At 68.7% G+C, this 20,270-nt stretch carries 20 protein-coding genes; 14 read left to right on the forward strand and 6 right to left on the reverse strand.

The features are described from left to right. Window positions 1-13 precede the first annotated feature (13 nt). From echA20 to A5697_RS17385, 5 genes are read left to right on the forward strand one after another with little or no spacing between them, the layout of a single operon-like run. Window positions 14-772 carry a (7aS)-7a-methyl-1,5-dioxo-2,3,5,6,7,7a-hexahydro-1H-indene-carboxyl-CoA hydrolase gene (gene echA20 / locus A5697_RS17365; RefSeq protein ID WP_068011486.1) on the forward strand — a complete coding sequence of 253 codons (759 nt, stop codon included), beginning with the start codon at window positions 14-16 and terminating at the stop codon, window positions 770-772. Further along, window positions 769-1,653: a cholesterol ring-cleaving hydrolase subunit IpdA gene (gene ipdA / locus A5697_RS17370; RefSeq protein ID WP_068011487.1), complete on the forward strand. Its 885-nt coding sequence runs from the start codon at window positions 769-771 to the stop codon at window positions 1,651-1,653. The genes echA20 and ipdA overlap by 4 nt, the downstream gene beginning before the upstream one ends. After that, the gene (gene ipdB / locus A5697_RS17375) at window positions 1,650-2,393 is read left to right on the forward strand and encodes a cholesterol ring-cleaving hydrolase subunit IpdB (RefSeq protein ID WP_067949479.1); all 744 of its coding nucleotides are present in this window, start codon (window positions 1,650-1,652) and stop codon (window positions 2,391-2,393) included. The genes ipdA and ipdB overlap by 4 nt, the downstream gene beginning before the upstream one ends. Beyond that, the gene (gene ipdC, locus A5697_RS17380) at window positions 2,393-3,469 is read left to right on the forward strand and encodes a (3aS,4S,5R,7aS)-5-hydroxy-7a-methyl-1-oxo-octahydro-1H-indene-4-carboxyl-CoA dehydrogenase (RefSeq protein ID WP_067949477.1); all 1,077 of its coding nucleotides are present in this window, start codon (window positions 2,393-2,395) and stop codon (window positions 3,467-3,469) included. Before ipdB ends, ipdC begins: the two co-directional genes overlap by 1 nt. 41 nt (window positions 3,470-3,510) lie before the next feature. Further along, complete coding sequence (locus tag A5697_RS17385; RefSeq protein WP_067949475.1) at window positions 3,511-3,936, forward strand: nitroreductase; 426 nt, start codon at window positions 3,511-3,513, stop codon at window positions 3,934-3,936. A gap of 99 nt (window positions 3,937-4,035) precedes the next feature. Here A5697_RS17385 and fadA6 read toward each other — a convergent pair whose 3' ends face one another. From fadA6 to ipdE1, 4 genes are read right to left on the reverse strand one after another with little or no spacing between them, the layout of a single operon-like run. Next, on the reverse strand, window positions 4,036-5,196 hold the full coding sequence (fadA6, locus tag A5697_RS17390; protein ID WP_067949473.1) for a steroid 3-ketoacyl-CoA thiolase FadA6: 1,161 nt from the start codon (window positions 5,194-5,196) through the stop codon (window positions 4,036-4,038). Between the two features lie 4 nt (window positions 5,197-5,200). After that, window positions 5,201-5,803 (reverse strand): TetR family transcriptional regulator KstR2, encoded by a 603-nt coding sequence (gene kstR2 / locus A5697_RS17395; protein ID WP_156664354.1) that lies wholly within the window; start codon window positions 5,801-5,803, stop codon window positions 5,201-5,203. A 45-nt stretch (window positions 5,804-5,848) separates the two neighbouring features. Next, complete coding sequence (ipdF, locus tag A5697_RS17400; protein ID WP_067949471.1) at window positions 5,849-6,637, reverse strand: (5R,7aS)-5-hydroxy-7a-methyl-1-oxo-2,3,5,6,7,7a-hexahydro-1H-indene-carboxyl-CoA reductase; 789 nt, start codon at window positions 6,635-6,637, stop codon at window positions 5,849-5,851. Then, on the reverse strand, window positions 6,634-7,794 hold the full coding sequence (gene ipdE1 / locus A5697_RS17405; protein ID WP_068011488.1) for an acyl-CoA dehydrogenase IpdE1: 1,161 nt from the start codon (window positions 7,792-7,794) through the stop codon (window positions 6,634-6,636). The genes ipdF and ipdE1 overlap by 4 nt, the downstream gene beginning before the upstream one ends. A 48-nt stretch (window positions 7,795-7,842) precedes the next feature. Between ipdE1 and fadD3 the strand changes: the two genes are divergently transcribed. Genes fadD3 through A5697_RS17430 form a run of 5 tightly spaced genes read left to right on the forward strand, consistent with a single transcriptional unit; the run spans window position 7,843 to window position 13,567 of the window. Then, window positions 7,843-9,387 (forward strand): 3-((3aS,4S,7aS)-7a-methyl-1,5-dioxo-octahydro-1H-inden-4-yl)propanoate--CoA ligase FadD3, encoded by a 1,545-nt coding sequence (gene fadD3, locus A5697_RS17410; protein WP_068011489.1) that lies wholly within the window; start codon window positions 7,843-7,845, stop codon window positions 9,385-9,387. 1 nt (window position 9,388) lies between these two features. Further along, window positions 9,389-10,534, forward strand: a complete 1,146-nt coding sequence (locus A5697_RS17415; RefSeq protein WP_068011490.1) for an acyl-CoA dehydrogenase family protein — start codon at window positions 9,389-9,391, stop codon at window positions 10,532-10,534. After that, a complete protein-coding gene (locus A5697_RS17420) occupies window positions 10,531-11,466 on the forward strand; it encodes an acyl-CoA dehydrogenase family protein (RefSeq protein WP_068011491.1) in 936 nt (311 codons plus the stop codon). Before A5697_RS17415 ends, A5697_RS17420 begins: the two co-directional genes overlap by 4 nt. Next, a complete protein-coding gene (locus tag A5697_RS17425) occupies window positions 11,463-12,413 on the forward strand; it encodes an acyl-CoA dehydrogenase family protein (protein ID WP_068011492.1) in 951 nt (316 codons plus the stop codon). The genes A5697_RS17420 and A5697_RS17425 overlap by 4 nt, the downstream gene beginning before the upstream one ends. Further along, a complete protein-coding gene (locus tag A5697_RS17430; protein WP_068011493.1) occupies window positions 12,410-13,567 on the forward strand; it encodes a pyridoxal phosphate-dependent aminotransferase in 1,158 nt (385 codons plus the stop codon). The genes A5697_RS17425 and A5697_RS17430 overlap by 4 nt, the downstream gene beginning before the upstream one ends. On the opposite strand, the gene A5697_RS17435 is transcribed toward A5697_RS17430, so the two are convergent. Beyond that, window positions 13,564-14,394, reverse strand: a complete 831-nt coding sequence (locus A5697_RS17435) for an arylamine N-acetyltransferase (RefSeq protein ID WP_068011494.1) — start codon at window positions 14,392-14,394, stop codon at window positions 13,564-13,566. The two genes, A5697_RS17430 and A5697_RS17435, sit on opposite strands and share 4 nt — an antisense overlap. A gap of 97 nt (window positions 14,395-14,491) precedes the next feature. On the opposite strand from A5697_RS17435, the gene A5697_RS17440 reads away from it, so the two are divergent. The 4 genes from A5697_RS17440 to A5697_RS17455 all read left to right on the forward strand — a co-directional run bounded on the left by A5697_RS17440 (window position 14,492) and on the right by A5697_RS17455 (window position 19,533). Further along, entirely contained in the window at window positions 14,492-15,094 is a 603-nt protein-coding gene (locus A5697_RS17440) for a DsbA family protein (RefSeq protein WP_068011495.1), read from the forward strand. A 149-nt stretch (window positions 15,095-15,243) separates the two neighbouring features. Next, a complete protein-coding gene (locus A5697_RS17445) occupies window positions 15,244-18,393 on the forward strand; it encodes a serine/threonine-protein kinase (protein WP_068011496.1) in 3,150 nt (1,049 codons plus the stop codon). Beyond that, complete coding sequence (locus A5697_RS17450) at window positions 18,393-18,938, forward strand: nitroreductase family deazaflavin-dependent oxidoreductase (protein WP_197501042.1); 546 nt, start codon at window positions 18,393-18,395, stop codon at window positions 18,936-18,938. The genes A5697_RS17445 and A5697_RS17450 overlap by 1 nt, the downstream gene beginning before the upstream one ends. Before the next feature lie 145 nt (window positions 18,939-19,083). Then, a complete protein-coding gene (locus A5697_RS17455; protein WP_068011497.1) occupies window positions 19,084-19,533 on the forward strand; it encodes a hypothetical protein in 450 nt (149 codons plus the stop codon). 172 nt (window positions 19,534-19,705) lie between these two features. Here A5697_RS17455 and hsaB read toward each other — a convergent pair whose 3' ends face one another. Next, on the reverse strand, window positions 19,706-20,269 hold the full coding sequence (gene hsaB, locus A5697_RS17460; RefSeq protein WP_067944993.1) for a 3-hydroxy-9,10-secoandrosta-1,3,5(10)-triene-9,17-dione monooxygenase reductase subunit: 564 nt from the start codon (window positions 20,267-20,269) through the stop codon (window positions 19,706-19,708). Window position 20,270: the final 1 nt, after the last annotated feature.

Consider the following 20,270-nt stretch of genomic DNA (forward strand, 5'->3'; position numbering starts at 1 on the left):
AGGAAGTGGCACCGTGCCCATCACATCCAAAACCACCGAGCCGGGCATCGTCGCGGTCACCGTCGACTTTCCCCCGGTCAACGCCATCCCGTCGCGCGGCTGGTTCGAACTGGCCGACGTCATCACGGCGGCCGGTCAGAACCCCGAGACCCACGTCGTCATCCTGCGGGCCGAGGGCCGTGGCTTCAACGCCGGGGTCGACATCAAGGAGATGCAGCGCACCGAGGGATTCACCGCCCTGATCGACGCCAACCGCGGTTGCTTCGCCGCCTTCCGCGCCGTCTACGAGTGCGCGGTGCCCGTCGTCGCCGCCGTGAACGGCTTCTGCGTCGGCGGCGGCATCGGCCTGGTCGGCAACTCCGACGTCATCGTGGCCTCCGACGACGCCACCTTCGGGCTGCCCGAGGTGGAGCGCGGTGCACTCGGCGCGGCCACCCACCTCTCCCGGCTGGTGCCGCAGCACATGATGCGGCGGCTGTTCTTCACCGCCGCCACCGTGGACGCCGCCACCCTGCGCCACTTCGGTTCGGTGCACGAGGTGGTGCCGCGCGACCAGCTCGACGAGGCCGCTTTGAAGGTGGCGCGAGACATCGCCGCCAAGGACACCCGGGTCATCCGCGCGGCCAAGGAGGCGCTCAACCTCATCGACGTGCAGCGGGTCAACTCGAGTTACCGCATGGAGCAAGGGTTTACGTTCGAGCTCAATCTGGCCGGCGTCGCCGATGAGCACCGCGATGCGTTCGCCGGTACGGCGAAGGGCAAGAAGGAATGAGCGACAAGCGAACCACCCTCGACGCGGCGGTCGGGCAGTTGCGCAGCGGCATGACGATCGGCATCGGCGGCTGGGGCTCCCGGCGCAAGCCCATGGCGTTCGTGCGCGCCATGCTGCGCACCGATGTCAAGGACCTGACCGTGGTCACCTACGGCGGACCCGACCTCGGCCTGCTGTGCTCGGCCGGCAAGGTCAAACGCGCCTACTACGGCTTCGTCTCGCTGGACTCCCCACCCTTCTACGACCCGTGGTTCGCCAAGGCGCGCACCAGCGGCGCCATCGAGGCCCGGGAAATGGACGAGGGCATGCTGCGGTGCGGTCTGCAAGCCGCCGCGCAACGCCTGCCGTTCCTGCCGATTAGGGCCGGGTTGGGCAGCTCGGTCCCCGACTTCTGGGAGGGCGAGCTGCAGACCGTGACCAGCCCCTACCCGGCACCCGAGGGCGGCAACGAGACGCTGATCGCCATGCCGGCGCTGCGCCTGGACGCGGCCTTTGTGCACCTCAATCTCGGTGACTGCCAAGGTAATGCGGCCTACACCGGGATCGACCCCTACTTCGACGACCTGTTCCTGATGTCCGCCGACAAGCGCTTCCTGTCGGTGGAGCGCGTCGTCTCCACGGAGGAGCTGGTCAAGGCCGTTCCCCCGCAGGCCCTGCTGGTGAACCGGATGATGGTCGACGCCGTGGTGGAGGCGCCCGGCGGCGCCCACTTCACCACCGCCGCGCCGGATTACGGCCGCGACGAGAAGTTCCAGCGACACTACGCCGAGGCGGCATCGACCGACGAGGGCTGGCAGAAGTTCGTCCAGACGTATTTGTCCGGCAGCGAGGACGACTACCAGGCTGCGGTTCGCGCATTCGCAGAGGAGGCCGGAAAGTGAGCAACACCCGCGCCGAGGTCTGCGCAGTCGCCTGTGCCGAACTGTTCAGGGACGCAGGCGAAATAATGGTCAGCCCGATGACGAACATGGCCTCCGTCGGTGCGCGGCTGGCGCGATTGACCTTTTCGCCCGACATCTTGCTGACCGATGGCGAGGCGCAACTACTGGCCGATACCCCGGCCCTGGGCAAGACCGGACCCGTCGAGGGCTGGATGCCGTTCGGCCGGGTGTTCGAGACCCTCGCCTGGGGGCGCCGGCACGTGGTGATGGGCGCGAATCAGGTTGACCGGTTTGGCAATCAGAACATCTCGGCATTCGGGCCACTGCAACACCCGACCAGGCAGATGTTCGGCCTGCGTGGCGCGCCCGGCAACGCGATCAACCACGCGACCAGTTATTGGGTGGGCAACCACTCGAAGCGGGTGTTCTGCGAGACCGTCGACGTGGTCTGCGGCATCGGCTGGGACAAGGTCGACCCGGACAATCCGGCGTTCCGCTTCGCCAACACGTATCGGGTCGTGTCCAACCTGGGCGTGTTCGACTTCGGCGGCCCGGACCACACGATGCGCGCGCTGACGCTGCATCCCGGGGTGTCACCCGACGACGTTCGCGAGGCCACGTCGTTCGACGTGCATGGCGTCGACGAGGCCGGGGAGACCAGACTGCCGACGGACGACGAGCTCCACCTGATCCGCGAGGTGATCGATCCGAAGTCCCTGCGCGACAGAGAGATACGTTGATGAAGTTGCGCACGCCGCTGACCGAGCTGGTCGGTGTCGAGCATCCGGTGGTACAAACCGGGATGGGCTGGGTGGCCGGCGCCCGGCTGGTGGCCGCCACGGCGAACGCGGGCGGCCTGGGCATCCTGGCTTCGGCCACCATGACGCTGGACGAGCTGGCGACGGCCATCGGAAAGGTCAAGGTCGCCACCGACAAACCGTTCGGGGTGAACATCCGCGCCGACGCCGCGGACGCCGGTGACCGCGTCGATCTCATGATCCGCGAGGGCGTGAAGGTGGCGTCGTTCGCGCTGGCGCCCAAGCAGGAGTTGATCGCGCGGCTGAAAGAGGCCGGCGCCGTGGTGATCCCGTCGATCGGCGCCGCCAAGCACGCGCGCAAGGTCGCGGCCTGGGGCGCCGACGCGATGATCGTGCAGGGCGGCGAGGGCGGCGGACACACCGGACCCGTCGCCACCACGTTGCTGCTGCCGTCGGTGCTGGACGCCGTGCAGGGCACCGGCATCCCGGTGATCGCGGCGGGCGGGTTCTTCGACGGGCGCGGGCTGGCGGCCGCGCTGAGTTACGGCGCCGCCGGGGTGGCGATGGGCACCCGCTTCCTGCTGACCTCCGATTCGACCGTGCCCGAAGCGGTCAAGCGGCGCTACCTCGAGGCGGCGCTGGACGGCACGGTGGTGACCACGCGGGTGGACGGCATGCCGCACCGGGTGCTGCGCACCGGGCTGGTCGAGAGGCTGGAAAGCGGTTCGCCGGTGCGGGGTCTCACCGCGGCCGTGCGCAACGCGGCGAAGTTCAAGCACATGTCGCAGATGACCTGGCGGTCGATGATCCGCGACGGCATGGCCATGCGCCACGGCAAGGAGCTGACCTGGTCTCAGGTGGTGATGGCGGCCAATACCCCGATGCTGTTGAAGGCCGGTCTGGTCGAGGGCAACACCGAGGCCGGGGTGCTCGCTTCCGGCCAGGTCGCCGGCATCCTCGAGGACCTGCCATCATGCGCCGAGCTGATCGACGCGATCGTGTGTGACGCGATCAAGCACCTACAGGCGGCATCCGCGCTGATCGAATCCGGCGACTAAAGACCCTGGCTTAGGCGCGGGTCCGCGATCATCGTGGAGTCATGAGTGCGCTATTACCTGAAGCGTGGCCCAAGCCGTTGCTGGGCGCGATCCGTGTTTCCAACAGATACCTGCTCAACCCGCTGATGTTGCGCCTGGCCGGGCGCAAACACTGGTATGCGTCGGTGATCCACCACACCGGCCGGCGGTCGGGCAAGCAGTTCGCCACGCCGGTCGTCGCTGACCGGACGGCCAGCGGGTTCGTCATCCCGCTGCCTTACGGCACCGGAGTGGACTGGTTGCAGAACGTCCTCGCCGCGGGGCGGGCGAGCATTTCCTGCCAGGGCGAGAGCTACGACGTCGCGCAGCCCGAGGTGATCGACGCCGAGGCGGCCTTGCCCATGCTGTCGGCCGACCGCAAACGCACGTTCGCCCGACTCGGCATCGCGCATTACCTCAAAGTGTCAGACGCTTCGTCGCCGAACTGAGCTCGGCGCCGTTCGTCGAGACATAAACCACGCACACCGTTTACGGCGTGTCGGGTGCGTGGTTTCAGTGTCGCGGCACCCGACGAAGGGCGCCGGGCCCTACAGCCGCTCGATGATGGTGACGTTCGCGGTGCCCCCACCCTCACACATCGTCTGCAGGCCGTAGCGGCCGCCGATGCGCTCGAGTTCGTTGAGCATGGTGGCGAACAGCTTGGCGCCGGTCGCACCCAGCGGGTGCCCAAGGGCGATCGCGCCGCCATTCGGGTTGACCTTCTCCGGGTCGGCCTTGATCTCCTTGAGCCAGGCCATCACCACCGGCGCGAACGCCTCGTTGATTTCGACGGTGTCGATGTCGTCGATCGACAGCCCGGCCTTCTCGAGCGCGTGCCGCGTGGCCGGGATTGGCCCGGTCAGCATGAACACCGGATCGGCGGCGCGGGCGCTGATGTGGTGAATGCGCGCGCGGGGAGTCAGCTTGTGGTCCTTCACGGCCTGCTCGGAAGCCAGCAGCACCGCGCTGGCGCCGTCAGAGATCTGGCTGGCCATCGCCGCCGTCAGCCGGCCGCCCTCGACGAGCGTCTTCAGCCCGGCCATCTTCTCCAGCGACGACTCACGCGGACCCTCGTCGACCCGGAACGGCCCGGATTCCGTTTCGACGGTGATGATTTCGTTGTCGAAGTGACCGCCGCGGATCGCGGCGAACGCGCGCTCATGGCTGGTCAGCGCGTAGCGCTCCATCTCTTCGCGCGACAGATTCCACTTCTCGGCGATCAGCTCCGAGCCGCGGAACTGAGAGATCTCCTGGTCGCCGTAGCGGTGCAGCCACTGCTTCGACTCGTTGGTCGGCGAGGTGAACCCGAACTGCTCGCCCACGGTCATGGCCGACGAGATCGGGATCTGGCTCATGTTCTGCACACCGCCGGCCACGATGAGGTCTGCCGTGCCGGCCATGATCGCCTGGGCGCCAAAGGAAATCGCCTGCTGGCTGGAGCCGCACTGCCGGTCGACGGTGACACCGGGAACCTCTTCGGGGTAGCCCGCGGCCAGCCACGAGAGCCGCGCGATGTTGCCCGCCTGCCCGCCGATAGCGTCGACGCAGCCGGCGATCACGTCGTCGACGGCGGCGGGGTCGACGTCGACCCGGTCGAGCAGCCCACGCCAACCGAGGGCACCCAGGTCCACGGGATGCACGCCGGCCAGCGATCCGTTGCGCTTACCGACCGCGGTACGCACAGCGTCGATGACGTATGCCTCAGCCATAATGTCAGACTCCTTCTTTGGTAATCCCACCAAGAACGATGGCGAGGTATTGCTGACCCACCTGTTGTGCGGTGAGGGGCCCGCCAGGTTGGTACCAGCGCACCGACACCCACGTGGTGTCACGAATGAAACGGTAGACGAGGTCGACGTTGAGGTCGGGCTGGAAGTAGCCCTCGTCGATGCCTTGGTTGATCACCTCGACCCACATCTTGCGCTGCTGGCGGTTCATGTCCTCGATGTAGGAGAACCGGGGCTGCGACAACAACCGTTGGGCTTCGTCCTGATAGATGACGACTTGCGCGTGCCGATGCTCGATCGCTTCGAACGACGCCATGAACAGCCCCTTGAGCCGCTCCAGCGGGTTGGCCTCGCTGTCCACGATCTCTCGGTAGCGGGCGAACAGCCAGTCCAGGAAACTGCGCAGCAGCTCGTCGACCATTTCCTCCTTGGAGGAGAAGTGGTGATACAGGCTGCCGGAGAGGATGCCCGCGCTGTCGGCGATGTCGCGCACGGTGGTGGCGCGCAATCCGCGCTCGGCGAACATGGTCGCGGCGAGCTCTAACAACTCGTCGCGGCGACTGTTTGCCTGACCGGCCACTCGGTCCACCCGATCAGCGTATCAACCAAGCGCTTGCTTGGCCAGCAGGGACGCTCACGGATGCTGGCTGGACACCGAGATGACCTCGCCGGTCAGGTAGCTGGAGTAGTCGCTGGCCAAAAAGGCGATGGTGGCCGCCACCTCCCACGGCTCGGCCGCCCGCCCGAACGCTTCACCGGCCGACAGCCGGTCGAGCAGGTCCGTCGAGGTCGTCTTGTCCAGAAACTTGTGCCGGGCGATGCTCGGAGACACCGCGTTGATCCGTACCCCGTATTCGACGGCTTCGATTGCGCTGCAACGGGTTAACGCCATCACGCCCGCTTTGGCGGCCGCATAGTGCGACTGCGAGTGCTGCGCCCGCCAGCCCAGAACGCTTGCGTTGTTGACGATCACGCCGCCATGGTCCGCGTCGCGGAAGTACGCGAGCGCCGCCCGGGTGGCCCGGAACACCGACGACAGGGTCACGTTCAGGACGCGGTCCCACTCGTCGTCGGTCATGTCGACCACCGGCGTCTGACCGCCCAGCCCGGCGTTGTTGACCAAAACGTCGAGCCGGCCCATCCGAGCGGTGGTCGACGCGATCAGCGCGTCCACCTGCGCGCTGGACGTGACGTCGCACAGCACACTCTCGACGCGGCCCAGGCCCAGTCCGGACAGCTCGGCGGCGGTCTCGCCCAGCCGTCGTTCGTGGTGGTCGGACACCACCACGTCGGCGCCCTCGACCAGGGCCCGGCGCGCCGTCGCCGAGCCGATCCCGGTGCCGGCGGCCGCGGTCACGACGACCACCTTGCCCTGCAGAAGCCCGTGCCCGGCAACCTCTTTCGGAGCTTCGGACAGGCTCATCCCTTTACCTCCCGGGGCAGGCCGAGCACCCGCTCGGCGATGATGTTGCGCTGGATCTCGTTAGAGCCGCCGTAGATGGTGTCGGCGCGGGTGAACAGGAAAAGCCGCTGCCACTCGTCGAATTCGCCGTCCGACAAGGTCAGCCCCGGCTTGCCGATCACGTCCATCGCCAGCTCGCCCAGACCGCGATGCCAGTTGGCCCACAACAACTTCGAGACGTTATCTTTCCCGGCGGCCCGGCCGCCTCCTTCGACGTCCATCGTGGCCAGCGCGTACGAACGCATCGCGCGCAACCCGGTCCACGCGCGGGTCAGCCGCTCGCGGATGAAGGGATCCTCGGCGGCGCCATTGCGCTGCGCCAGCTCGGCCAGGTTGGAAAGCTCACGCGCGTAGCGGATCTGCTGCCCAAGCGTGGACACGCCGCGCTCGAAGGTCAGCGTGCCCATGGCGACGCGCCAGCCGTCGCCGGGCTGGCCGACCACCAGGTTGGCGTCGGTGCGGGCGTCGTCGAAGAACACCTCGTTGAATTCCGAGTCGCCGGTCAGCTGGATGATCGGGCGGACCTGGACCCCGGGCTGATCCAGCGGAACCAGCAGGTAGGACAGCCCGGCGTGCCGCTTGGAGCCCTTCTCGGTGCGAGCGACCACGAAGCACCACTGCGCCCAGTGCGCCAGCGAGGTCCACACCTTCTGGCCGTTGATCACCCACTGGTCGCCGTCCAATTCGGCGGTGGTGGAGACGTTGGCCAGATCGCTGCCGGCGCCGGGCTCGGAATAGCCCTGGCACCACAGCTCGGTGACGTCGAGGATCTTCGGCAGGAAGCGCTGCTGCTGCTCGGGCGTCCCGAAGGCGATCAGCGTCGGGCCGAGCAGCTCCTCGCCGAAGTGGTTGACCTTGTCCGGGGCGTCGGCTTTGGCGTACTCCTCGTAGAACGCCACCCGGTGCGCGGTCGAGAGCCCCCGGCCGCCGTGTTCCACCGGCCAGCCCAGGCAGGTCAGGCCGGCCTTGGCCAGGTGCTGGTTCCATGCCCTGCGCTCTTCGAACGCCTCATGCTCGCGCCCCGGTCCGCCAAGGCCCTTGAGAGCTGCGAATTCGCCGACCAGATTGTCGGCGAGCCAACCGCGGACCTCCGCCCGGAACTCCTCGACGTCCTGCATGCCCTGTAGGCTAACCTACCAAGCACTTGCTTTGTTAGAGGAGCATCCATGGGGAGCGATCCGCGCACCGTACCGGCGGCGCTCGATCGTTTGGCGCAGCAACTCCCCGATCACGACGCGTTGATCACCGACGAGCGGTCGTTCACGGCGGCCGCCCTGCGCGACGAGGTGCATCGGGCGGCGGCCGCGCTGATCAGCCTCGGCGTGCAAGCGGGAGACCGCGTGGCGATCTGGTCGCCGAACACCTGGCACTGGGTGGTGGCTTGCCTGGCGATCCACCACGCCGGCGCGGCGATGGTGCCCCTCAACACCCGCTATACCGCCGAGGAGGCCGCCGACATCCTGGCTCGCACCGGTGCGCCCGTGCTGTTAGGGATGGGTCGATTCCTCGGCCACGATCGCATCGCCGACCTGGACCGCTTGGGCCCTGACGCCCTGCCCGCGCTGCGCCACATCGTGCGGATTCCGATCGAGGCTGATGACGGAACGTGGGACGACTTCATCTCCCGCGGCTCCGACACGACGGCGGTCCAGGCCCGCGCCGCCGCGGTCACCCCCGACGACGTCAGCGACATCCTGTTCACCTCCGGCACCACCGGCCGCAGCAAAGGGGTGCTCTGCGCGCACCGGCAGTCGCTGTCGGCGTCGGCGTCGTGGGCCGCCAACGGCAAGATCACCCACGACGACCGCTACCTGTGCATCAACCCCTTCTTTCACAACTTCGGGTACAAGGCCGGCATCCTGGCCTGCCTTCAGACGGGTGCGACGCTCATCCCGCACCTGACCTTCGACCCGCTGCGCGCGCTGCAGGCGATCGAGCAACACCGCATCACCGTGCTGCCGGGACCGCCCACCATCTACCAGACGCTGCTGGACCATCCGCGGCGCAAGGACTATGACCTGAGCTCGCTGCGGTTCGCGGTGACCGGAGCGGCCACCGTTCCCGTCGTGTTGGTCGAGCGAATGCAGTCCGAGCTCGACATCGACATCGTGCTGACCGCCTACGGGCTGACCGAGGCGAACGGCATGGGCACCATGTGCCGCGCGGACGACGACGCGGTCACCGTCGCCACGACCTGTGGGCGCCCGTTCGCGGACTTCGAATTGCGCATCGCGGCAACAACTCCCGGCGAAGCGGGTGAGGTTCTGCTGCGCGGGCCGAACGTCATGCTGGGTTACCTCGACGACCCGGCCGCCACGGCGGCCGCGATCGACGCCGACGGGTGGCTGCACACCGGTGACATCGGCGCCGTCGACGCGGCCGGCAACCTGCGCATCACCGACCGGCTCAAGGACATGTACATCTGCGGCGGATTCAACGTCTATCCCGCCGAGGTCGAGCAGGTGCTGGCCCGGATGGAGGGGGTCGCCGACGCAGCGGTGATCGGGGTTCCCGACGAGCGCCTCGGCGAAGTCGGCCGGGCGTTCGTGGTGCCCCGGCCCGGCGCCGACCTCGACGAACAGTCCGTGATCGCCTACACCCGTGAACATTTGGCGAACTTCAAGGCGCCGCGGTCGGTGCGGTTCGTCGACGCGTTGCCGCGCAATCCGGGCGGCAAGGTGGTCAAACCACAACTGCGAGAGTGGACGTGAAGTGGATCTGGAATTAGACGAAGAGACCCTGTCCTTCCAGGCAGAGGTGCGGGAATTCTTGTCGGCCAACGCCGATTCGATTCCGACGAAGTCCTACGACATCGCCGAGGGCTTCGCCCAGCACCGCCAGTGGGACCGCGTGCTGTTCGACGCCGGGCTGTCGGTGATCACCTGGCCGGAGAAATACGGGGGTCGCGACGCGCCACTGCTGCACTGGGTGGTGTTCGAGGAGGAGTACTTTCGCGCCGGCGCCCCGGGACGGGCCAGCGCCAACGGCACCTCGATGCTGGCGCCGACGCTGTTCGCCCACGGCACCGAAGAGCAGCTGGACCGTATCCTGCCGAAAATGGCCAGTGGCGAACAGATCTGGGCACAGGCGTGGTCGGAGCCGGAATCCGGCAGCGACCTTGCCTCCCTGCGATCCACCGCGACCAAGACCGACGGCGGGTGGCTGCTGAACGGGCAGAAGATATGGAGTTCCCGCGCGCCGTTCGCGGAAATGGGCTTCGGGCTGTTCCGGTCGGACCCGGCGGCCGAGCGGCACAACGGCCTGACGTACTTCATGTTCGACCTGAAGGCCAAGGGCGTCACCGTGCGACCCATCGTGCAACTGGGCGGCGACACCGGCTTCGGCGAGATCTTCCTCGACGACGTGTTCGTCCCCGACCACGACGTCATCGGCACCCCGAACGAGGGCTGGCGCGCCGCGATGAGCACGTCGAGCAACGAGCGCGGCATGTCCCTGCGCAGCCCGGCCCGGTTCCTCGCGGCGGCCGAACGATTGGTGCAACTGTGGAAGGACCGCGGCTCCCCCGCGGCGTTCGCCGACCGGGTGGCCGACGCGTGGATCAAGGCCCAGGCCTACCGGCTGCAGACCTTCGGCACGGTGACCAGGCTGGCCGAGGGCGGTGAGCTGGGCGCCGAATCGTCGGTGACCAAGGTGTTCTGGTCGGACCTGGACGTGGAGCTGCACCAGACCGCGCTCGACGTACTCGCGGCTGACGGCGAGCTCGCCGGCAAGTGGACCGATGGCCTGCTGTTCGCGCTGGGCGGCCCGATCTACGCCGGCACCAACGAGATTCAGCGCAACATCATCTCGGAGCGGCTGCTGGGCCTGCCGCGCGAGAAGTCCGGGAGCAAGAAGTGAAATTTGCGCTAGACGAACAGCAGCGTGACTTCGCGGCCAGCATCGACGCCGCCCTGGGCGCGGCCGACCTGCCCGGCGTGATCCGCGCGTGGTCGGCGGGCGATACCGCGCCCGGCCGCAAGGTGTGGGGCCAGTTGGCCGACCTCGGCGTCACCGCGCTGGCGGTCCCCGAGAAGTTCGACGGCATCGAGGCGCATCCGGTCGACCTGGTGGTCGCGCTCGAACGCCTGGGCCGGTGGTGCGTGCCCGGGCCGGTAGCCGAATCCATCGCCGTGGCACCGGTTTTGCTCGCTGACGACGACCGCTGCGCCGCCCTGGCCTCCGGTGAGCTCATCGCCACCGTCGCGATGCCGCCGCAGACGCCGCGCGCGGTGGACGCGGACACGGCCGGGCTGGTGCTGGTGGCCACCGACGAGGGCGTCGCCGAAGCGACCCCGGGTGGAGAGCACGAGTCGGTCGATCCGAGCCGGCGCCTCTATGACGTCACCGCGTCTGGCGAGCCCCGGCCAGCGGACGTCAGGCGCGCCTACGAGTTCGGGGCGCTGGCCTCCGCCGCGCAGCTGGTCGGCGCGGCCGAGGCTCTGCTGCGCGACACCGTCGACTACGCCAAGCAGCGGTCGCAATTCGGCCGGGTGATCGGTTCCTATCAGGCGATCAAGCACAAGCTCGCCGACGTGCACATCGCGATCGAGCTGGCCCGGCCGCTGCTGTACGGCGCGGCCCTGACGCTGGAGGCCCGCGACGTCAGCGCGGCCAAGGCGGCGGCGTCGGAGGCGGGCCTGCTTGCCGCGCGGTCGGCGTTGCAGACCCACGGCGCGATCGGGTTCACCCAGGAACACGACCTGTCCCTGTGGTTGCTGCGGGTGCAGGCATTGCGTTCGGCCTGGGGTACGCCCGAGGAGCATCGGCGGCGAGTGCAGGAGGCGCTGTGACTGAAGAACGGGAGATGCTGCGCGAAACCGTCGCGGCCCTGGTGGGCAAGCACGCGAACCCGGCGGCGGTGCGCGCGGCGATGGAGTCGGACCGCGGCTACGACGAGTCGCTGTGGCAGCTGCTGTGTGAGCAGGTGGGCGCCGCCGCGCTGGTCATCCCCGAGGAGTTGGGTGGCGCCGGTGGCGAACTAGCCGATGCCGCAACGGTTTTGCAAGAACTGGGCCGGGCCCTGGTCCCTTCGCCACTGCTGGGCACGACGCTGGCGGAGCTGGCGCTGCTGGCCGCGCCCGAGCCCGACGCCGAGACGCTGGGCGGCCTCGCCGAGGGTACCTCGATCGGCGCGCTGGTGCTCGACGCCGACTATGTGGTCAACGGCGATATCGCCGACGTCGTAATCGCCGTCGACGACGGCCAATTGAGCCGGTGGACCCGATTCGGCGCGCAGCCCGTCACCAGCATGGACCCGACCCGGCGGCTCGCGCGCCTCAAGGCTGAGGCGACCGAACCGATCGGCACCGACCCCGGCCTCGCCGACACGGCGGCTATCCTGCTGGCAGCCGAGCAGATCGGCGCCGCCGAACGGTGCCTGGAGCTCACGGTCGAATATGCCAAGGACAGAGTGCAATTCGGCCGGCCGATCGGGAGTTTCCAGGCCCTCAAGCACCGGATGGCCGACCTGTACGTCACGATCGCCGCCGCGAAGGCCGTCGTTTCCGACGCGTGCGACGAGCCCACCCCGACCAACGCGGCCACCGCGCGCCTCGCCGCGACCGACGCCCTGTGCACCGCGGCCGCAGAAGGCATCCAGCTGCACGGCGGGATCGCGATCACCTGGGAACACGACATGCACCTGTATTTCAAACGCGCCCACGGCAGCGCGCATCTGCTCGCCACACCACGGGAACTGCTGGCACGCCTGGAAGCCGAGGTGCTCGAGACGTCGTGAACGACCACGTCGCGCTGCGCGCCGCCATCCCGCCGTTCTATGTCATGGACGTGTGGCTGGCCGCGGCCGAGCGCCAGCGCAGCCACGGCGACCTGGTGAACCTGTCGGCCGGCCAGCCCAGCGTGGGGGCGCCGGAGCCGGTGCGCGCGGCCGCGGCCTCCGCCCTGCACCTCAACGAGCTCGGTTACACGGTGACGCTGGGGACCCCCGAGCTGCGCGCGGCGATAGCGGCGGATTACCAACGCCAGCATGGGCTTCGGGTCGAACCAGACGAGGTGGTGGTCACCACGGGTTCTTCCGGCGGATTCCTGCTCGCGTTTCTGGCGTGCTTCGACGCCGGTGACCGGGTGGCGCTGGCCAGTCCCGGCTACCCGTGCTACCGAAACATTTTGTCCGCGTTGGGATGTGAAGTGGTCGAAATCCCCTGCGGACCGCAGACCCGATTCCAGCCCACCGCGCAGATGCTCGCCGAACTCGACCCGCCGCCCCACGGTGTGATCGTCGCCAGTCCGGCCAATCCCACCGGAACCGTGATAGCGCCGTCCGAGCTGGCCGCCATCGCGTCGTGGTGCGAGGCGTCCGGGGTGCGGCTGATCAGCGACGAGGTTTACCACGGCCTGGTGTACGAGGGCGCGCCGCAGACCAGCTGCGCCTGGCAGACATCACGAGACGCCGTGGTGGTCAACAGCTTTTCGAAGTACTGGGCCATGACGGGCTGGCGGCTGGGCTGGATGCTGGTACCGCCGGCGCTGCTGCGAGCGGTGGACCGGCTGACCGGCAACTTCACCATCTGCCCGCCCGTGCTGTCGCAACTGGCGGGCGTGGCGGCCTTCACTCCCGAGGCGATCGCCGAAGCCGACGGCAACCTGCACCACTACGCGACCAACCGCGCGCTGCTGCTCGATGGGCTACGTCGGATCGGCATCGACCGGCTCGCGCCCACCGACGGCGCGTTCTACGTCTATGCCGACGTCTCCGGCCTGACCAAGGATTCGACCGGTTTCTGCTCGAAGTTGTTGAGCGACACCGGCGTTGCCATCGCCCCGGGGATCGATTTCGACACCGCGCACGGCAATTCGTTCGTACGGCTGTCGTTCGCCGGGCCGACGGAGGACATCGATGAGGCCCTGCGGCGGATCGGGTCCTGGATCTAAGCGTCCAGGATCTTGTCGAGGCGAGCCTCGAGGGCGCCGCGGTCGCCGACGTCGGACACGTTGATGCCGAACCGGGCGCTGAGGGTGTCGATTACCGCCGCCGCGTCGTCCAGGCGGATCTTCTCGCTGGCGTCGGCGCGGTGGATGGCCAGGTTTCGGCCGGCCAGGTTCAGCCGTGCGTCGTCGGTGACGCGCGCGGCCGTCAGTCCGGTGACGAAGTGCGACGAGGGATGCGTCGAGACGAACCAGCTGCCCACTTGCAGGTCGATGTCGGGCGCGGTCCGGGTGCTGAACTCGTACAGCGGTTGCCACTCGCCGCGAACCTGGGCCTGCAAGACCAGGCCGTCGCCCCGGTCCTCCAGCCGGTAGGGCTCGTGCGTCGTCTGTTGCACACTGCCGGTCTCGATCCGCAGTGGCGAGGTGGGTGTCTGGCCGCCGAAGCCGACGTCGACGAGATACGAAGCGTGGGAGCCGGGGAACGTCACCGCCAGCACGGTGTGCGTCTGCGGCGGTGACGGCGCGTCGAGCGGCCGCATCCACACCACCCGGCCGGCCAGGCGCCGCACGCGGAAGCCCAGCTCGCTCAGCACGTAGCCCATCAGGCCGTTCTGCTCGTAGCAGTAGCCACCGCGGCCCCGCTGAACCAGCTTGCCGGCCAGGGCGCCCGGGCTCAGGTCGTCGACCGGCACACCCATCACCGGATCGAGGTTCTCGAAGGGAATCGCCTTGGTGTGCGCGCTCACCAAGGACCGCAGGACGTCGAGGTTGGGATCCGTGGCGCCGCGATAGCCGATGCGTTCGAAGTACTCGCCCACGTTCAGCGTCATAGGGCCATTCTGCTGCCAACGCCATCGCCAGGCGTGCGACGGCGGGTAGCGGGTATGCCGTCCCCTAGCCCTAAGCCCCGGTTCGAAGGAGGAACCCGTGCCCGACATAGCCCTCTATCTCGACCCAGTCTGTCCGTTCTCCTGGGTGACCGCGCGCTGGTTGCGCGACGCCGCGCAATCCACGCACACGCCGGTCGCCCTGCGGCAGATGAGCCTGGCGGTGCTCAACGAGGGCCAGGACGCCGACGCGAAACAGCAACGCATGATGGACCGGTCGACGCGGTTGGGACGCCTGTTCGCCGCGGCCGTCGCGGAGCGGGGGCCGGACGCGTTCGCGGACCTTTACGACTCGATCGGTCAACGCATCCACGTGCGTGGCGACGAACTCAACGCAGCCGCGATCCGCGAAGCCCTCGCCGAGAACGGCCTCGAGGAGAAGCTCGCCGAAGCGCTCGACGATAGCGGCTTCGACGAAGCGGTCAAGCGGGCGCACCACGCCAGCCAGGACGCCTTGGGCGACGAGGCCGGCAGCCCGATCATCGCGATCGATGACCACGCGTTCTCCGGCCCTGTCCTGACCCGAACACCGAACAAGCGGGACGGTATTCGCTTGCTGGAGGCCGTGCTCACCATCGCCGAGGTTCCGGAATTCGCCGAGCTGCAACGGCCCCATCAGGGCCCGCCGACCATCGACGGCTGAGTGCGCCCGAACGGCGTTCTCGGCTAACTTTCTCCGGCCGGATCGCGGCCGGGTGAACCCAAGGTTGCCGAAAGGCACACCCGCGAGGTTCTGAGCGCTAATCTTGAGCTCGCCCGTCACATCTTTCGCGGAGGGTAGAGCGCCAGCAAATGCCTGAAGAGCCCCGGCCTGACACTGTCGCGCCGGTACCGAGCGGCATCGCCGCGGAGCTGGCGGCCGCGGGGTTCGAGGACGCGCGCCAAGTAGCTCGGGGCGGGGCGGGGGTCATCTACTGCTGCTACGAAACCGCCCTCGGCCGAAGCGTTGCGGTGAAGGTGCTGCCGTCGCACATCGACGACGACAGCCGCGAACGGTTCCTCCGCGAGGGCTACGCGATGGGCGGGCTCTCCGGGCACCCGAACATCGTCAACATCCTGCGGGTCGGCGTCACCCCGAGCGGCAAGCCCTACATCGTGATGCCCTACCACTCGGCGGATTCGCTGGCGGTCCGGCTGCGCCGGGAGGGGCCCGTCGCGTGGCCCGAGGCGTTGCACATCGGTGTAAAGCTCTGCGGCGCACTGGAAACCGCGCATCGAACCGGCACGTTGCACCGCGACATCAAGCCCGCGAACATCCTCGTGAACGATTACGGCGAGCCGCAGCTCAGTGATTTCGGGATCGCCCACATCGAGGGCGGATACGAGACGGCGACCGGTTTCTTCTCCGGCACCATCGACTTCACCGCGCCCGAGGTGATGACGGGCAATCCCGCCACGGTCGCCTCCGACATGTATTCGCTGGGCGCCACGCTCTACGCACTCATCGCGGGCAACGCCGCGCACGAGCGCAAGAAGGGCGAAGACCTGATCGCGCAGTACCTGCGGATCAGCACCACCGGGATCCCGGACATGCGTCCCGACGGCATCCCCGACGCGGTGTGCTCGGCGATCGAGCGGGCGATGTCGATCGACCCGGCCGAGCGGCCCGCCTCGGCCGAGGAGTTCGGCCGCGAACTGCAGGCCGCCCAGCGCGCCAATGGTTTGAAACCCGACGCGATGGCCATCACCGGACGTCCCTCGGCCGTGGCGGGGGACGTCCCGTATGCCGCGTCGGTCCCACCCGGCGGCCACAGCGAGGTGGCGCGGCCGTCCGCCCTGAACACATCGAGCATGCCCGCGCCGACGCGTGGGCCGGGTGGGCACGACGACCCGACCTCCGCGATCAGCGCTCCGCTCGGCCGCGATCACGCGCTGGAGACCGCGGCGCTTCCACCGCCGGCGCCCGCCGAGCTGGCCAGCTTGTTGCGCGGAGGAAAGGCACCGGCGACCCAGCCGAAGGTGCGGCCGCCTAACGCAGCCCCGCCGCCGGGCCGAAACGGCGGCGCCCAGGGCCCGCCGCGTAGTCCGAGGGACCGGGCCGCGGCTTGGTTCACGGAGCCCGGGAAGAAGCGGAACCGCATCGCGCTGGCGGCCGGCGCGGTCGCGGCGGCCGTGCTATTGGTAGCCGGGGGGATCTATTTTGCCCTCTCGCCGGACAACAACGCCGGGTCGAAGGGTACGTCGGGCCAACCGACCGCGCAGCCGCCCATGCAGTGGAAGCCGATCACCAACGCGCGCATCTCGCGGGACGCGGCGGCCACCACGCAGGCCGACGGCACGATCTGGATCTTCGGCGGTATCCGCAGCGACGGCGCGCTGACCGGACTGCAGGAGGGTTACGACCCCGTCATCGACAGCTGGAAGGGCGGCGACGACCTACCCGTCCCCGTCTCGCACGCCATGGCGGTCACCTGGCAGGGCAACCCCGTCGTCCTCGGCGGCTGGAAGCGCGAAGGCGGCAAACCCGTTGCCACCGACCAGGTCTGGCGGGTCGTCAACAGCCGCTGGGTCGAGCTTCCGCACCTGCTGCAGCCCCGGGCGGCCGCAGCGGCGGCCGTGGTGGGCGACCGCCTGATCGTCACGGGCGGGGTCGACGCGAGCGGCGCGCTGCTGAACACCACCGAGGTGTTCGACGGCAACACCTGGACCCTTGGCGCGCCCATCCCGACCCCGCGTCAGATGCTGGCCGCCGCCTCGGACGGAAAGCTGGTGTACACCGTGGGCGGCGCCAGCGGCTCCACGGATCTGGCGACGGTCGAGGCCTACGATCCGGCCGCGAAGACGTGGACGCCGTTGCCCGCGCTGAGCCAGCCGCGAAGCGACCTCGGCGTGGCGATCGTCGACGGGCGCCTGGTCGCGGTCGGCGGCGTGTCGGCCGGGCAAATCCTCAAGAGCGTCTCCGCCTTCGACCTGATGACGAAGACGTGGTCGGGTCTGCCCGACATGACCACCGCGCGACACGGCATGGCCGTCGACGCGGTGGAGAAATCCGTGTACGCGATCGGTGGGTCGACCGCCGTCGGCGACGGCCAGCTCACCTCGTCGGCGGAAGCCCTGAAACTGCCGGCCCGCAGGATCCAGCCGGCGTCTCAGTGGCGCACGCTGCCGGACGCGCCCACCGCCCGGTTGATGACGGCATGGGCTGTGGTCAACGACAAGATCTGGATCGTGGGCGGCCTGCGCAACGGTGTCGCGCTACAGACGGTGGAGAGCTACGACCCGCAGACCGGCGCCTGGCAGACCGGGCCGCCCCTACCCATCCCGCTGCATCACGCGGCGGCGGCGGCCTATCGCGGCGAGGTGGTGGTGCTCGGCGGTGCCAGCGATCAGCTGGCCGACGCGTCCGACAAGGTGTTCGCGCTGCGCGGCGGCAATTGGGTCGAGTTGCCGCATCTGACGCACGCGCGTGCGGCACCGGCCGCGGCGGTGGTGGGTGACAAGCTCGTCGCGGTGGGCGGCCAGAACGCCAAACAGGTCGTCCCGCAGACCGAGGTCTTCGACGGCAGTTCGTGGCAGGATGCCGCCGACATGCCGACGCCGCGCGAACATCTGGCCGCGGTGTCGGATGGCACCTACGTGTACGCGATCGGCGGTAGGTTCCTTTCGGCCGACAAGAACTCCTCGGCGAACGAACGGTTCGATCCGCAATCGGGCAACTGGACCAAACTGGTCGGCATGCCGACCCCGCGCGGGAGTTACGGCGCGACCTACATCGACGGCCGCATCGTGGTCGTCGGCGGCGAGGAGCCGACGATGGTGCTGAACGTCGTCGAGATGTACGACATCGCCGACGCGAAGTGGAGCACCCTGCCGCCGATGCCCACCGCGCGCCACGCCGAGGTGGTGGCGACGGTGGGCAACACCGTCTACTGCATCGGCGGCGCGAACCGGCCGACCCACGAGGGCCCGATCGCGACCGTGGAGGCGCTCGACTTCATGTAATGACGATCAGCGTGGTTGTCGACTGGTTGTACGGCGTCAAGCGGTGGATGTATCGGGGTGGGCGGCCCGGCTTTCCGGCCAGAGTGCTGAATCGGCTGTCCGCACTGCAGTATTCGGCCGGCATTCTCTCCCCGGCGCGGGCGATGACCCTCGAGGTGCTTGGACGGCGGTCCGGACGGGTGGTTTCGGTGCCGGTGGTCGTCGTCGATTACGAAGGCGGGCGCTATTTGGTGTCGATGCTCGGCAACGACGCGAACTGGGTGCGCAATGTTCGTGCCGCCGGCGGGAGGGCCGTCCTGCGCCGTAGGCAGGCGGAACCGGTCCACCTGCTTGACGTTGGCACCGATGCCCGCGCACCGATCTTGCGCCGCTACGTCGCGGTCGCACCCGGGGCGCGCCCCCACATTCCGCTCGGCAGCAACGCCCCGTTGGCCGAATTCGAGCGCATCGCCGCGCGCTACCCCGTCTTCCGGGTAATCCCCGACGACCCGTCCGGTTCGCAAGGGCACTGGCGCGAGGGTGGGCAACGAGGAACAGCGCCGTAGCACCCAAGTGAGCGGCCAGGGCGGGCGCCATTCAGCCGGCACGCGGCCGCGGCCGAAGTCGGTTGTTTTACTTGCGCCAAATACGGGGACCCTGCTACGAGCCCGTGCCCAGCACAGGCGACAACCGATCTGACGGGAGCCGAGGATGAATAGCAGCACTACCTGGATCGTGGTCGCCGCGGCGGCGATCTTGCTCATTCTCGTCGCGGTCGTCGCGCTCAACAGCATGCGGCGCCGTCGGCGGCAGCGACAGGCCGAGGAGATTCGCGAACAAGCGAGGCTGGCCACGGCCGAAGTTGAGCGGCGGGAAGCCTTGGCGCAGGAGACGGCCGCCAAGGCTCGCGCGGCGCAAGCCGAGGCGGAGGTCAAGGCCGCCGAGGCCGCACGGCTGCAAGAGCGGGCAGCCGAGCATCAAGGCGAGGTCGCGACATCGCGCGAGCAGCTCCGTGAGCAATGGAACCGTGCCGACAGCCTTGACCCCGGGGCGGAAAAGCAAACGGGTGAGCCTGAATCCTCAGACCAACCGGCAGTCGCTCACGAGGCCGGCCAGGTCGGCAGTCACCGCGCCGCCTCTGATCGGCCGCCCGCCGGCTGACCAAGGCCCACTGGGCTACCGGATGGATCGCCCCCTCAGCGAGCCATCGGGTAGCCCACAATGCCGGGCCGGGCGCATCGACCGCTTGCGACGATTCGTTGGCGCGAAATGTCAAGGGAGGACAACGCCGCCATATCCGCGAAGCGGGCGATGCCCCGGCCCGCGCGAACGTTTAGAGCCAGGTGTCCTGGGTGGTGGCGGTGAGGAACGCCTCCAGGTCGTCGCGCCACTGGGCCGGTGTGGTCTTGTCCGGTTCGATCCCGGTGTATTCCCCGCGATAGAACAGCAGCGGGCGCGGCTTGATCTTGGGCGCCTCCGACAGTGACTGGACCGCGCCGAATACCACGAAGTGGTCGCCGCCGTCGTGCACCGACGCCACCGTGCAGTCGATGTAGGCCAGCGACCCGTCGATGATCGGTGAGCCGAGTTCGGAAGCGTGCCAGTCGATTCCGGCGAACTTATCGGGCTCCTTCGATCCGAATCGAGCCGAAACGTGCTTCTGCTTCTCGGTCAGCACGTTGACGCAGAACCGGCCGCTGGCCTCGATGGCCTGCCAGGACCGCGACACCTTTGTGGGGCAGAACAACACCAGCGGCGGGTCCAGCGACAACGCCGCGAACGACTGGCAGGCGAAGCCGATAGGGACGTCGTCGTGCACCGTGGTGATGATGGTTATGCCGGTGCAGAACTGACCCAGCACCTGCCGGAAGGACCGCGGATCGATCGGCGCAGACATG

The organism is Mycobacterium sp. E3251, assembly GCF_001666835.1.
Taxonomy (GTDB): Bacteria; Actinomycetota; Actinomycetes; order Mycobacteriales; family Mycobacteriaceae; genus Mycobacterium.